The 13,638-nt window shown below is 63.5% G+C and carries 10 protein-coding genes; all 10 read left to right on the top strand.

All coding sequences use genetic code 11. The features are described 5' to 3' along the window. Window positions 1–72 precede the first annotated feature (72 nt). The gene (locus AWB80_RS24125) at window positions 73–1,323 is read left to right on the top strand and encodes an MFS transporter (RefSeq protein ID WP_061177175.1); all 1,251 of its coding nucleotides are present in this window, start codon (window positions 73–75) and stop codon (window positions 1,321–1,323) included. 2 nt (window positions 1,324–1,325) lie between these two features. Further along, window positions 1,326–2,714: a NarK family nitrate/nitrite MFS transporter gene (locus AWB80_RS24120; RefSeq protein ID WP_061177174.1), complete on the top strand. Its 1,389-nt coding sequence runs from the start codon at window positions 1,326–1,328 to the stop codon at window positions 2,712–2,714. 142 nt (window positions 2,715–2,856) lie between these two features. Then, complete coding sequence (locus tag AWB80_RS24115; protein WP_061177173.1) at window positions 2,857–6,573, top strand: nitrate reductase subunit alpha; 3,717 nt, start codon at window positions 2,857–2,859, stop codon at window positions 6,571–6,573. Continuing rightward, window positions 6,570–8,123, top strand: a complete 1,554-nt coding sequence (gene narH / locus AWB80_RS24110) for a nitrate reductase subunit beta (RefSeq protein ID WP_061177172.1) — start codon at window positions 6,570–6,572, stop codon at window positions 8,121–8,123. Before AWB80_RS24115 ends, narH begins: the two co-directional genes overlap by 4 nt. A 14-nt stretch (window positions 8,124–8,137) precedes the next feature. Continuing rightward, the gene (gene narJ, locus AWB80_RS24105) at window positions 8,138–8,812 is read left to right on the top strand and encodes a nitrate reductase molybdenum cofactor assembly chaperone (RefSeq protein ID WP_061177171.1); all 675 of its coding nucleotides are present in this window, start codon (window positions 8,138–8,140) and stop codon (window positions 8,810–8,812) included. Then, window positions 8,809–9,492 (top strand): respiratory nitrate reductase subunit gamma, encoded by a 684-nt coding sequence (narI, locus tag AWB80_RS24100; protein ID WP_061177170.1) that lies wholly within the window; start codon window positions 8,809–8,811, stop codon window positions 9,490–9,492. The genes narJ and narI overlap by 4 nt, the downstream gene beginning before the upstream one ends. An 18-nt stretch (window positions 9,493–9,510) precedes the next feature. Beyond that, the gene (locus AWB80_RS24095) at window positions 9,511–11,358 is read left to right on the top strand and encodes a type IV pili methyl-accepting chemotaxis transducer N-terminal domain-containing protein (protein WP_061177169.1); all 1,848 of its coding nucleotides are present in this window, start codon (window positions 9,511–9,513) and stop codon (window positions 11,356–11,358) included. Window positions 11,359–11,402: 44 nt separating this feature from the next. Next, on the top strand, window positions 11,403–12,071 hold the full coding sequence (locus AWB80_RS24090; RefSeq protein WP_061177168.1) for a response regulator: 669 nt from the start codon (window positions 11,403–11,405) through the stop codon (window positions 12,069–12,071). A gap of 55 nt (window positions 12,072–12,126) precedes the next feature. Continuing rightward, a complete protein-coding gene (locus tag AWB80_RS24085; RefSeq protein WP_061177167.1) occupies window positions 12,127–13,302 on the top strand; it encodes an NAD(P)H-dependent flavin oxidoreductase in 1,176 nt (391 codons plus the stop codon). Window positions 13,303–13,409: 107 nt separating this feature from the next. Continuing rightward, a complete protein-coding gene (locus tag AWB80_RS24080) occupies window positions 13,410–13,631 on the top strand; it encodes a DUF3079 domain-containing protein (protein ID WP_061177166.1) in 222 nt (73 codons plus the stop codon). The last annotated feature ends 7 nt before the right edge of the window (window positions 13,632–13,638 follow it).

The following is a 13,638-nucleotide window of genomic DNA, read 5'->3' as shown; positions in this document are numbered from 1 at the left end:
GCACGGCGGATAGGCGTCTCGCGCGACGCTCCTTACTCTTGTCGACAAAGCTACAACGACAAGGAAAGGACGATGAGCGTCGTCGACACAAGCCTCCCTTCGAACGCATCGACCGACACGCGCGCCTGGCGCGTGCTCGGCGCGAGCACGTTCGCATTCACGATCTGTTTCGCCATCTGGATGGTCTTCGCCATCCTCGGCATTCCCCTCAAGAAGCAACTGCATCTCAGCGATACCGAATTCGGCCTGATCGCCGCGACGCCCGTGCTGACGGGCTCGCTGTTGCGCGTGCCGCTCGGCGTCTGGACCGACCGCTTCGGCGGCCGCATCGTGTTCTTTTGCACGATGGCCGTCACGATCGTGCCGATCTGGCTCGTCGCTTACGCCACCGAGTTGTGGCAGTTTCTCGTGCTCGGCCTGTTCGTCGGCATCGCGGGGGCGTCGTTTTCGGTGGGCACGCCGTATGTCGCGCGCTGGTTCCCGAAATCGCGTCAGGGCTTCGCGATGGGCATTTTTGGCGCGGGCAATTCGGGCGCCGCGCTCACCAAGTTCGTCGCGCCCGCGCTGATTCTCGCAGCGGGCACCTGGACCATCGTGCCGAAGGTCTATTCGATCGCGATGCTCGTCACCGCGCTCGTGTTCTGGCTCGTGTCGGCGTCGAACCCGGCGCATCGCAGCGGCGGGACGCAGAGCTTCGCCGCGCAGATGGCCGTGCTCAGGGACCGGCGCGTGCTGCGTTATGCGCAGTATTACTCGGTCGTGTTCGGCGGCTACGTCGGCCTCGCATTGTGGATGCCGCAGTACTACGTGAACCAGTACGGCTTCGACATCGAGCACGCCGCATTTCTCGCCGCATGCTTCTCGTTGCCTGGCGGCATGCTGCGCGCGCTCGGCGGCTGGATGTCCGACCGCTTCGGCGCATATCGCACGACGTGGATCGTCATGTGGCTCGCGCTCGCGTGCTTTTTCGTGCTGAGTTATCCGGTCACGGATTTCGTGGTTCACGCGAAGGACGGCCCGCGCACGTTTCACATCGAGATGGGACCGATCGCCTATACGGTGCTGATGTTCGTCGTCGGCGTCGCGATGGCGGTCGGCAAGGCGTCCGTCTTCAAGTTCGTCTCCGATGAATTCTCCGCGAACATCGGCGCGGTATCGGGCGTGGTCGGCCTTGCGGGCGGTCTCGCGGGTTTCCTGCTGCCCATTCTCTTCGGTCTGCTCGTCGATCTCACGGGCGTGCGCACCACCTGTTTCATGCTGATGTTCGGCGCGACCGCCGTCAGCCTGATCTGCATGCACTTCACGTTTCAATCCAAACACTAGCCATGTCATCAAGATATCTGCTCACCCAATGGGAGCCCGAGAACGCCGTATTCTGGCGTGCGACGGGCGAATCGGTTGCCCGCCGCAATCTCTGGATCTCGATCCCGGCGCTGGCGCTGGCCTTCTCGGTGTGGTCGTTGTGGAGCGTCGTGGTCGTCAGTCTCGACAAGGGCGGCTTCCACTTCACCAAGGACCAGTTGTTCTGGCTCACCGCGTTGCCTGCGGTATCGGGCGCGACGCTGCGTATCTTCTATTCGTTCCTCGTGCCGATCTTCGGTGGCCGGCGCTTCACCGCGTTCTCGACGGCCAGTCTCCTGATTCCGGCCATCGGCATGGGCGTCGCGCTGCGCGATCCGTCGACGGGCTACCCGACGCTGCTCGTGCTTGCGTTGCTCTGCGGCCTCGGTGGCGCGAACTTCAGTTCGTCGATGGCGAACATCAGCTTCTTCTTCCCGAAAGCGAAGAAGGGCTTCGCGACCGGCATGAATGCGGGCATCGGCAATCTCGGTGTGTCGATCGTGCAGTTCGTCACGCCGCTCGTGATTTCGGCGAGCGTGTTCGGCGCGCTGGCCGGCGCGGGCCAGAGCTACGCCGCGAAGGACGTCGAGCACAGTATCTGGCTGCAGAACGCGGGCTTTATCTGGGTACCGTTCATCGTGATTTCGGCGCTCGCGGCATGGTTCGGGATGAACGACATCGCGGACGCGAAGGCGTCGTTCGCCGAACAGGCCGTGATCTTCAAGCGCAAGCACAACTGGCTCATGTGCCTCTTGTATATCGGCACGTTCGGCTCGTTCATCGGCTTTTCGGCGGGGCTCGCGCTGCTGACGAAGGCGGAGTTTCCGTCGGTCAATCCGACTGCTTACGCCTTTCTCGGGCCGCTCGCGGGCGCGCTGACGCGGCCTGTCGGCGGGTGGATTTCGGACCGCCTCGGCGGCGCGCGCGTGACGTTGTGGACCTTCATCGCGATGATCGCGGCGGTCTTCGGTGTGATGGCGTTCCTGCCGCACGGCGGCTCGGACGGCAGCTTCGCGGGCTTCCTCGCGATGTTCATCGCATTGTTCGCGCTCACTGGCATCGGCAATGGCTCGACCTTCCGCATGATTCCGGTGATCTTTCTCACGCAGAAGCAGCGCGAAGCCGAAGGCCAGGTTGACGCCGTCAGGAAGCAGGCGCTGCATGAAGCGGGCAAGGAGTCGGCTGCGGTGCTCGGCTTCGCGGGCGCGATCGGCGCGTATGGCGGCTTCTTCATCCCGCGCAGCTTCGGCACGTCGATGAGCGCGACCGGCTCGCCCGACGCCGCGCTGTGGTGCTTCATCGCGTTCTATGCGGTGTGCGCGGTGGTGACGTGGTTCTGCTACGCCCGCCGCAATGCGGACATGCCGTGTTGACCTAATTCGAAAGGCGTAGACGCACTAGTCCTGATGACACGCATCGACCGCCCTTTCGAGGAATGGGCGCGCGCGCGTCGCGTCCCTAAACTCGAATCAATGTATTCATGGCGGCGCATGGCCGCCGCGCCCGGAGAAACGGATGAGTCACTTTCTGGATCGGCTGAAGTTCATGTCGCGCATCAAGTCCACGTTTTCGAACGGACATGGCGCGGTCGTGAACGAAGACCGCAAGTGGGAAAACGGTTATCGCAGCCGCTGGCAGCACGACAAGATCGTGCGCTCCACGCACGGCGTGAACTGTACGGGCTCCTGCTCGTGGAAGGTCTATGTCAAGAACGGTCTGATCACCTGGGAAACGCAGCAGACGGACTATCCGCGCACGCGCCCCGATCTGCCGAATCACGAACCGCGCGGCTGTCCGCGTGGCGCGTCGTATAGCTGGTACGTGTATTCCGCGCAGCGCGTGAAGCATCCGATGATCCGCGGCCGTCTCATCGAGATGTGGCGCGAGGCGCGCAAGACGCTCGATCCGGTCGAGGCATGGGCGTCGATCTGCGAAGACCCGGTGAAGGCGAAGCGCTACAAGAGCGTGCGCGGCCTCGGCGGCTTCGTGCGCGCGGACTGGGACACGGCGAGCGAGATCATCGCGGCGGCGAATGCGTACACCATCGGCAAGTACGGCCCGGATCGCGTGATCGGTTTCTCGCCGATTCCCGCCATGTCGATGGTCTCCTACGCCGCCGGCGCGCGCTATCTGAGCCTGATCGGCGGCGCGTGCCTGTCGTTCTACGACTGGTACTGCGACCTGCCGCCCGCATCGCCGCAAGTCTGGGGCGAACAGACGGACGTGCCTGAGTCCGCCGACTGGTACAACTCCACGTATCTGATGGTGTGGGGCTCGAACGTGCCGCAGACGCGCACGCCCGACGCGCACTTCTACACGGAAGTGCGCTACAAGGGCACGAAGACGGTCGCGGTGTCGTCGGATTACGGCGAGATGGTGAAGTTCGGCGACATCTGGCTCGCGCCGAAGCAGGGCACCGACGCCGCGCTCGCCATGGCGATGGGCCATGTCGTACTGAAGGAGTTCCACGCGAGCGGCAAGTCGGCGTACTTCCGCGACTACGTGAAGCGCTATACCGACATGCCGATGCTCGTCGTATTGCGCGAGAACACGAATGGCGATGGCACGCTCGTGCCCGACCATTTCCTGCGCGCATCGCAACTGCAGAACGGTCTCGACGAGGCGAACAACCCGCAATGGAAGACGCTCGTCATCGACGAGACCAGCGGCAAGATCGTCGCGCCGAACGGCACGATCGGCTTTCGCTGGGGCGAGGCGAATCACGACGACGGCGCGAAAGTCGGACGCTGGAATCTTGAACAGAAGGACGGCGGCTCGGGCCGCGATATCGATCCGCGTCTGTCGCTGATCGACGCACACGACGAAGTTGCCGAAGTAAGTTTTCCGTACTTCGGCGCGGAACACGACGCGCTGCTCGCGCGGCGCGTGCCCGTAAAGCGCATCGCCCTTGCGGACGGCGCGAGCGCGTACGTCGCGACCGTGTTCGACCTGCAAATGGCGAACTACGGCGTGGATCAGGGTCTCGGCGGCGCGAACGTCGCCATGTCCTACGATGACGACGTGCCCTACACGCCCGCCTGGCAGGAAAAGCATACGACCGTGCCGCGCCATCTCGTCATTCAGGTGGCGCGCGAGTTCGCGGACAACGCGGACCGCACACAGGGCAAGAGCATGGTGATCGTCGGCGCGGCGCTGAATCACTGGTACCACAACGACATGATCTATCGCGGCATCATCAATCTGTTGATGATGTGCGGCTGTATCGGCAAGAGCGGCGGCGGCTGGGCGCATTACGTCGGCCAGGAAAAGCTGCGTCCGCAATTCGGCTGGGCGCCGCTCGCGTTCGCGCTCGACTGGTCGCGCCCGCCGCGTCAGATGAACGGCACGTCGTTCTTCTACAACCACACGAGCCAGTGGCGTCACGAGAAGGTCGGCGTGGACGAGATTCTCGGGCCGACCGCGGACAAATCGCGCTACGAAAATCTCTCGATGCTCGATCTGAACGCGAAGTCCGAGCGCATGGGCTGGCTGCCATCCGCGCCGCAACTCGGCGCGAATCCGCTCGATATCGTCGATGCCGCGAAGCGCGCGCGCCGCGATCCGATCGAATACACGGTCGATCAACTGAAGTCCGGCGCGCTCGACTTCGCGTGCGACGATCCCGACAATCCGGCCAACTTCCCGCGCAACATGTTCGTATGGCGCTCGAACATTCTCGGCAGTTCGGGCAAGGGTCACGAATACTTCCTGAAGTATCTGCTCGGCACGCAGAACGCGCTTTTCGCCGATGAAGCCGACGCGATCAAACCCGCCGAAGTGAACGTGCGCGGAGCCGCCGAAGGCAAGCTCGATCTTCTCACCGTACTCGATTTCCGCATGAGCACGACGTGTCTCTATGGCGACATCGTGCTGCCAAGCGCGACGTTCTACGAGAAGAACGACCTCAACACCTCGGACATGCATCCGTTCATCCATCCGTTGTCGGAGGCGGTGCAGCCGTTGTGGGAAAGCAAGAGCGACTGGGAAATCTACAAGGCGATCGCGAAGAAGTTCGTGGAGATCGGCGGCAAGCATCTCGGCACGCGCACCGATCTCGTCTGCACGCCGCTCATGCACGACACGCCGGGCGAACTCGGCCAGGCGTTCGAGCCGAAGGACTGGCGTCACGGCGAATGCGATCTGATTCCAGGCAAGACCGCGCCGTCGATGACGCTCGTCGAACGCGACTACAACGCGGTCTACGACAAATTCACGTCGGTCGGACCGTTGCTCGCGAAACTCGGCAACGGCGGCAAGGGCATCAGCTGGAACACGGCGCATGAAGTGGATGAACTCGCGTCGCTGTCGGGCGAGCACAAGGGGCGACCGCGTCTCGACACCGCGATCGACGCCGCCGAGATGATCCTCACCTTCGCGCCCGAAACGAATGGACATGTTGCGGTGAAAGCGTGGGAAGCGCTCTCGAAGATCACGGGACGCGATCACTCCCATCTCGCGCTCGGCCGCGAGCACGACAAGATTCGCTTTCGCGACGTGCAGGCGCAACCGCGCAAGATCATTTCCGCGCCCACATGGTCCGGACTCGAATCGGAAGAAGTCAGCTACAACGCGGGCTACACGAACGTGCACGAGCTGATTCCGTGGCGCACGCTCACGGGGCGGCAGCAGTTCTATCAGGATCATCGCTGGATGCTCGATTTCGGCGAGGGCTCGTGCGTCTACAAGCCCGCGATCGATACGAAGACCATCTCGCCGATGCTCGGCGCGAAGCCCAACGGCGAGCACGAGCTGGTGTTGAACTGGATCACGCCGCACCAGAAGTGGGGCATCCACTCCACCTACACGGACAACCTGCGCATGCTCACGCTGTCGCGCGGCGGCCCGCACGTGTGGGTGTCGGAAGCCGAGGCGAAGCAAGCCGGGCTGAAGGACAACGACTGGGTCGAAGTGTTCAACGTGAACGGCACGCTGACAGCGCGCGTCGTCGTGAGCCAGCGCGTGCCGCGCGGCATGTGTCTCATGTATCACGCGCAGGAAAAGATCATCAACGTGCCGGGCGCGGAGACGAGCGGCATGCGCGGCGGCATCCACAATTCGGTGACGCGCACGGTGCTCAAGCCGACGCACATGATCGGCGGCTACGCGCAACAGGCTTACGGCTTCAACTATTACGGCACCGTGGCCAGCAACCGCGATGAATACGTCATCGTGCGCAAGATGAAGAAGGTCGACTGGCTCGAAGGCCCGCTCAAGGAAGGAGCAGCATCATGAAGATCCGCGCCCAGGTGGCGATGGTCCTGAATCTGGACAAGTGCATCGGCTGCCATACGTGCTCAGTCACATGCAAGAACGTGTGGACGTCGCGCGATGGCGTCGAGTACGCGTGGTTCAACAACGTCGAGACGAAGCCGGGGATCGGCTATCCCAAGCAGTGGGAGAACCAGGAGAAGTGGAAGGGCGGCTGGGTCCGCAAGAGCGACGGGCGCATCGAGCCGCGTCAGGGCCCAAAGCTCAAAGTGCTCGCGAACCTCTTCGCAAACCCGAATCTCCCGGCCATCGACGACTATTACGAGCCGTTCACCTTCGACTACGAGCGTTTGCAGAACGCGCCGCTCTCGGAAACGCCGCCCACGGCGCGCCCGGTGTCCGCGATTACCGGCAAGAAGATGGACAAGATCCATTGGGGGCCGAACTGGGAAGACGATCTCGGCGGCGAGTTCGAATCGCGCAGCCGCGATGCGCTCTTCGAAAACGTGCAGAAGGATATGTACTCGACTTTCGAGAACACCTTCATGATGTATCTGCCGCGTCTGTGCGAGCACTGCCTGAATCCGGCGTGCGTGGCGTCGTGCCCTTCGGGCTCGGTGTACAAGCGCGAGGATGACGGCATCGTGCTCGTCGATCAGGACAAGTGCCGTGGCTGGCGCATGTGCGTGTCCGGCTGCCCGTACAAGAAGATGTACTTCAACTGGAAGTCGGGCAAGGCGGAGAAGTGCGTGTTCTGCTATCCGCGTATCGAGGCGGGCGAGCCTACCGTGTGCTCGGAAACATGCGTGGGCCGTATCCGCTATCTCGGCGTGATGCTGTACGACGCGGACCGCATCGCTGAGGCGGCGTCGGTCGAGGCAACGACGGACCTGTATCAATCGCAGCTCGATCTGTTCCTCGATCCGCACGATCCGCAGGTTCAGGCCGAAGGGCTGCGTCAGGGCATCGCGCAAAGCTGGCTCGATGCGGCGAAGCGTTCGCCGGTTTATCGTATGGCATGCGAATGGAAGGTCGCGTTTCCGCTGCATCCTGAGTACCGCACGCTGCCGATGGTGTGGTACGTCCCGCCGCTCTCGCCGATCCAGTCCGCAGCCGATGCGGGTCACATGGGCCTGAACGGCGTGATTCCCGATGTCAGGAGCCTGCGCATTCCGATGCGCTATCTCGCGAACCTGCTCACCGCCGGCGATGAAAAGCCTGTCGTGGCGGCGCTCGATCGCATGCTCGCGATGCGCGCCTACAAACGCGCGCAGCACGTGAACAACGTGAACGATGACGCCGTGCTGAACGACGTCGGCCTCACGGCATCGCAAGTGGAAGATATGTATCAACTCATGGCGATCGCCAATTACGAGGACCGTTTCGTGGTGCCGTCGTCGCACAAGGAAATGGCGGAGGACAGCTTCGACGAGAAAGGCAGTTGCGGCTTTTCCTTCGGCAATTGCGGCTCGTCAGGCGCGTCGGACGGCTCGCTGTTCGGATCGAGAACGCATGGCGAAGTGAGCTACGCCGCGATGCCGAAGTCGCGCAAGAAAGCCCTTACGGAAAGCTGATCGAGGATCAAACGATGTCGCTCTATCCCATACTTTCCGCGCTGCTCGACTACCCTGAGCCGGCGCTGCTCGACGCGTTGCCGGAGATCGAAGCCGCGCTGCATGAGTGGCCGCAGGCGCACACGCGCCTTGCGCCGCTGATCGCGTCGCTGAAACGCCCGCTGATCGACGTGCAGCAAACCTACGTCGCCACGTTCGACCGCAATCCGGCGCATTCGCTGCATCTGTTCGAGCACGTTCACGGCGAAAGCCGCGACCGCGGCCAGGCGATGGTCGATCTGCTCGACGAATATCGCGGCCTCGGTTTCGATATCGAAGCCAACGAGTTACCTGATTACGTGCCGCTCTTTCTCGAAGTGCTCGGCGCGATCGAACCGGGCCGCGCGCAGGCGCTGCTCGACGACGCGATTCATGTGCTCGATGCAGTCGGCGAACGTCTCACGCGCGATGAAAGTCCGTATGCGGCCGTATTCACGGTCTTGCGCGAACTCGCCACGGTCGAACCGCGTCCGCTCGCGCAGCCGCCGGTGCGCGACATGGACGAGATGCTCGAAATCATCGGGCCCGGTCCGGACGGCGTCGAGCCGCTGCTCGCGCCGCACTTGCGGCCGGACACGCAGACCATCCGCTTTCATCCGCGCGGCGCTTCGGGCGGCGCGGGCGCACCCATCGCAAAGGACGCACGATGAACATGTTCAACGCCTTCGTGTTCGGCATCTATCCGTACATCGCCGCCAGCATCTTTCTGTTCGGCAGCCTCGTGCGCTTCGAGCGCGAGCAATACACGTGGAAGGCCGACAGCACACAGCTCGTCGATCGCGGCAATCTCAGGCTCGGCAATATTCTGTTTCACGTCGGCATTCTCGGGCTGTTCTTCGGTCACCTCGTCGGCCTGCTCACGCCGGTTGCGGTGTGGGATGCGCTCGGCATCGAGCACAGCGTCAAGCAAGTGTTCGCGATGGTCGCGGGCGGCGCGATGGGCACGATGTGTCTCGCAGGCCTGCTGATCCTGCTGCATCGCCGTTTGACGAGCACGCGGCTCTCGGCCGTGACAAAGATCGGCGATCGCGTGCTGCTGCTGTGGATTCTGATCACGCTGCTGCTCGGGTTGTCGACGATCGGTGTATCCGCAGGTCATATGGACGGCTCGATGATGGTGCGCCTCATGACCTGGGCGCAACACATCGTCACATTCCGTGCCGATGCAGCGCACTATGTCGCAGATGCGCCGCTGCTCTTCCGTGTACATTTGTTCATGGGCATGAGCCTGTTCGTGATCTTCCCGTTCACGCGTCTCGTTCATGTCTGGAGTGGCTTCGCTTCGCTCGGCTATCTCGGACGGGCGTGGCAACTGGTCCGCAGCCGCTGAATCCGTTCATCGAGAAGCATGTCCCTGCCGTCGTTTCGCGACCGTCTGACCACACGCATCGTCACCTTGTCGATGGTGTCGCTGGTGCTCGTGCTCGCGATGATCGGCGGGACGTTGTGGCTCTCGTGGCAATTGCAGGGCGCGGGCGCCGCCATCAACGACGCGGGCAGCCTGCGCATGCGCGCGAACGCGGTTGCGATCGCGCTGCTGCGAAATGGCGGCGACGCGTCGCCGGCGCTGCAACTGCATATCGAGCAGATGAACGCGACGCTCGATCGTCTGTGTCACGGCGATCCGGCGCGCCCACTTTTTCTTCCCGACGACGAAGACGTACACCGCCAGTTCGAACACGTCGCGAATGCGTGGCATACGCGGCTCGAACCGGACGTGCGCAAAGGCATGGCAGCCGACCCGGACGCCATCTCGCGCTATCTCCTTGAACTGCGCGCGTTCGTCACTGGGGCGGACGAACTCGTCGGTCTGATCGAACGCGAGAACGCGCGCAAGACCGCATGGCTGCGCACCTCGCAGATGGCGCTAGCGGCGATGGCATGCATCGGCACACTGGCGATCGTCTATCTGCTCTATCTATGGATCGTCGTGCCGGTGCAGCGCTTGCAGGAAGGGCTCGCGCGCATCGAGGGACGCGAGTTCGAAACGCGCTTGCCCGTCGAGACGCAGGACGAATTCGGACATCTTGCCGCGGGATTCAATCGCATGGCCGCGGAACTGCAGACGCTATATCGCGATCTCGCGGGCCGCGTCGAAGAAAAAACGTCGGAGCTCGCCGCGCAGAACCGTGAACTCACGGCGCTCTATGAAATGGCGGCGTTCGTGAATCAGCCGAACGACGTCGATGTGCTGTGCCGAGGCTTCCTCGCACGCCTCACGCGTCAGGTCGACGCGGACGGCGCGGCGGTCCGTCTCATCACCGAGGACGGCAAGGTGCGTCTGATCGGCTCGGAAGGACTGCCCGCCTCGTTGCTACAGGACGAACGGTGCCTGGCCGCCGATGGCTGCGTCTGCGATGCGCAACGCTGCCGAAGCCTCGGTTTCGCGACCGTCGCGGCATTCGACATCGTGTCGCAAGGTGAGAAGCTCGGTGCGTTCTCGCTGCATTTCAGAGGCGAGCGGGTCCTTCCGGCTTCCGAGTCGCACCTGCTCGACACGCTCGGCGCGCACTTCGGCACGGCGCTAAAGAACCGGCGGCTCGCGGCGCTGGCGCGGCAGCTCGCGGTATCGGAGGAGCGCAATCTCGTCGCGCAGGGCTTGCACGACAGCATCGCGCAGAGTCTCAATTTTTTGAAGATGCAGGTGCATCTGCTCGACGTCGCGACGCGTGAAGCCCGCATCGACGAGATTCGCGAGATCGTGCCCTTGCTCGCGGGCGGCGTGGCCGACAGTTATGACGACGTGCGCGAACTGCTGATGAATTTCCGCACGAAGATCGGCAGCGGCGAGTTGCGGCGCGCGGTGGATGAAGCGGTCGAACGCTTCGGCCTGCAGACGGGTATCGCGCCCCGGCTCGACTATCGCGACGAAGGCGGCCTGCCGTTGCCGCCGGATCAGCAATTGCAGGTGCTGTTCATCTTGCAGGAGGCGCTCTCGAACATCCGCAAGCACGCGGAGGCACAACGCATTACCGTGACGATCGTCAATGATCGCGACTTTAGCCTCCTTGTCGAGGATGATGGACAAGGCTACGATCCCGAGGAGATGGCCGCCCTCGGCGAGACGCATGTCGGCTTTCACATCATGCGCGAGCGCGCGCACAGGTTGGGCGCCATGCTTCGTCTCAGTGGAGCGCCCGGGCGCGGGGCGCGTGTCGAACTCGTTCTGGCTGCCCCGGCGCGTCAGGCCGCCTGAATGTGGCTCGCGCGCTCGTTTCACACGCTGCATCGAGTTGTGTCATGACCATCCGCATTCTGTTGATCGACGATCACGCGCTGTTTCGCTCAGGCGTTCATGCGCTGTTGCAAAGGCAAGCCGATTTCGAAGTCGTCGCCGAAGCCGCCGACGGGCTCGAAGGCCTGAAGCGCGCCAAGCAGTTCCTGCCGGACGTGATTCTGCTCGATCTCAACATGCCCGGGCTGTCCGGGCTCGAAACACTGAAGTTGCTCGTGCAGGACGTGCCGCGAACCGCCGTGGTCATGCTGACGGTCTCCGAGGATCTCGACGAACTCACGCTCGCATTGCGCGATGGTGCTTGCGGCTATCTGCTGAAGAGCATCGAAGCCGAGACGCTCGCGAACGCGATTCGCAAGGCGGCGGCGGGTCAGCCGGTCATCGCGGATGACATGACATCGAAACTTGTCGCCAGTCTGCGCGCACCGAAAGCCACGGCTGCGCCCGCGCCCGCCGTCGCAGCCGATCCACTCACGGCGCGCGAGCGCGAGATCATGCGCGAATTGGCGCACGGCGCTAGCAACAAGGAAATCGCGCGCTCGCTGATGCTCGCGGAGAGCACGGTGAAGATCCACGTGCGCAACATTCTGCGCAAGCTCAATTTCACGAGTCGCGTGCAGGTCGCGATCTACGCGGTCGAACACGACGCGTCGCGGGCGCCGGAAGCAGCCTGAGCGTTCGCATCTCATCAAGCCGTACAACATGAATTCACATCAAACCGAGTCGCCTATGACCTCTCATGCACATTCCTTCGCGCCGCTCACGATTCGCGGTCGCAGCCTGTTGCCGATCGTGCAGGGCGGCATGGGCGTCGGCATTTCCGCGCATCGGCTGGCGGGCAGCGTGGCGCGTGAAGGCGCGGTCGGCACCATCGCGAGCATCGACTTGCGGCATCATCACGAGGACTTGCTCGCGATGTGCCGTGAAGACCACACGCGCCCGACGCTCGAACGCGCGAACCTGATCGCGCTCGCGCGCGAGATCAAGGCGGCGCGCGAGTTGTCGCAAGGGCGCGGCATGATCGCCGTCAACGTGATGAAGGCGGTGAGCGCGCATGCGGATTACGTGCGCGTCGCGTGCGACGAGGGCGCGAACGCCATCGTGATGGGCGCGGGCCTGCCGCTCGACTTGCCCGATCTCACGGCGGGCTGCGATATCGCATTGATCCCGATTCTCTCCGACAGCCGTGGCGTCACGCTCGTGCTCAAGAAGTGGATGAAAAAGGGCCGCCTGCCCGATGCCATCGTGATCGAGCATCCGGCGCACGCGGGCGGGCATCTGGGCGTCGGCGACGTCGCGGATATGCACGACGAGCGCTTTGGTTTCGAGCGCGTGCTGACTGAACTCGATGCGTCGTTCGCAGCGCTCGGGCTGAAGCGCGAAGACGTGCCGGTGATCGTCGCGGGCGGCATCAACAGTCACGAAGCGGTGCGCAAGTGGCTCGCGGCGGGCGCGAACGGCGTGCAGATCGGCACGCCCTTCGCCGTCACCGAAGAGGGCGACGCGCATCCCGAGTTCAAGCGCGTGCTGGTCGAGGCGACGCCGGACGATATCGTCGAATTCGTCAGCGTGACGGGCTTGCCCGCGCGCGCCGTGAAGACGCCCTGGCTCATGCGCTATCTGCGCAACGAAGAGCGCATCCGCACGAAGATCGGCGCGCGCAAGCAGACATGCCCGTCGGCGCTCGAGTGCCTGAGCGCGTGCGGCCTGCGCGACGGCATCGAAAAGTTCGGCCACTTCTGCATCGATACGCGTCTGGCGGCGGCGTTGCGCGGCGATGTCGGCAATGGACTGTTTTTCCGTGGACGCGAGAAGCTGCCGTTCGGCGCGGCGATCCGCAGCGTGCGCGATCTGATCGAGCTGCTGCTGACAGGCGCCACGAAGGCCGCGCCGGCGTCGTGCTGAGCAGACTGAAACGCGCTGTTTCGCTGCGTGCCGTGGCGGATCGTCGCGTTCCTATTGGCGGTGAAAGGGTTCGCGTTTAGTCTCGATACATTAAAGGAGTATCGACGATGTCGAAGCGTTTTCCGCTGTACCCGAAGCACCCCGAGCGCAATTGCTGGGGCTGCGATCACTATTGCGCGACCGACGCCATGCGCTGCGGCAACGGTTCGAGCCGCACGCAGCATCCGGCCGAACTGCTGGGCGACGACTGGTACGAGCAGGGCGATTGGGGCATCGAGGTCGACGAGAACGCAAAGTCGATTCAACCGGGCGCGGCCAAATCGCGCTGAACGGCGA

It is taken from the genome of Caballeronia pedi, from assembly GCF_001544915.2.
In the GTDB taxonomy this organism is placed as follows: Bacteria; Pseudomonadota; Gammaproteobacteria; order Burkholderiales; family Burkholderiaceae; genus Caballeronia; species Caballeronia pedi.
The sequence above is the reverse complement of the archived record's forward strand: the minus strand, read 5'-3'. Positions and strand labels throughout refer to the sequence as shown.

Coding starts and splice junctions, on each gene's coding strand:
- AWB80_RS24125 (WP_061177175.1), top strand. CDS start 73: ATGAGCGTCGTCGACACAAGCCTCCCTTCGAACGCATCGACCGACACG.
- AWB80_RS24120 (WP_061177174.1), top strand. CDS start 1,326: ATGTCATCAAGATATCTGCTCACCCAATGGGAGCCCGAGAACGCCGTA.
- AWB80_RS24115 (WP_061177173.1), top strand. CDS start 2,857: ATGAGTCACTTTCTGGATCGGCTGAAGTTCATGTCGCGCATCAAGTCC.
- narH (WP_061177172.1), top strand. CDS start 6,570: ATGAAGATCCGCGCCCAGGTGGCGATGGTCCTGAATCTGGACAAGTGC.
- narJ (WP_061177171.1), top strand. CDS start 8,138: ATGTCGCTCTATCCCATACTTTCCGCGCTGCTCGACTACCCTGAGCCG.
- narI (WP_061177170.1), top strand. CDS start 8,809: ATGAACATGTTCAACGCCTTCGTGTTCGGCATCTATCCGTACATCGCC.
- AWB80_RS24095 (WP_061177169.1), top strand. CDS start 9,511: ATGTCCCTGCCGTCGTTTCGCGACCGTCTGACCACACGCATCGTCACC.
- AWB80_RS24090 (WP_061177168.1), top strand. CDS start 11,403: ATGACCATCCGCATTCTGTTGATCGACGATCACGCGCTGTTTCGCTCA.
- AWB80_RS24085 (WP_061177167.1), top strand. CDS start 12,127: ATGACCTCTCATGCACATTCCTTCGCGCCGCTCACGATTCGCGGTCGC.
- AWB80_RS24080 (WP_061177166.1), top strand. CDS start 13,410: ATGTCGAAGCGTTTTCCGCTGTACCCGAAGCACCCCGAGCGCAATTGC.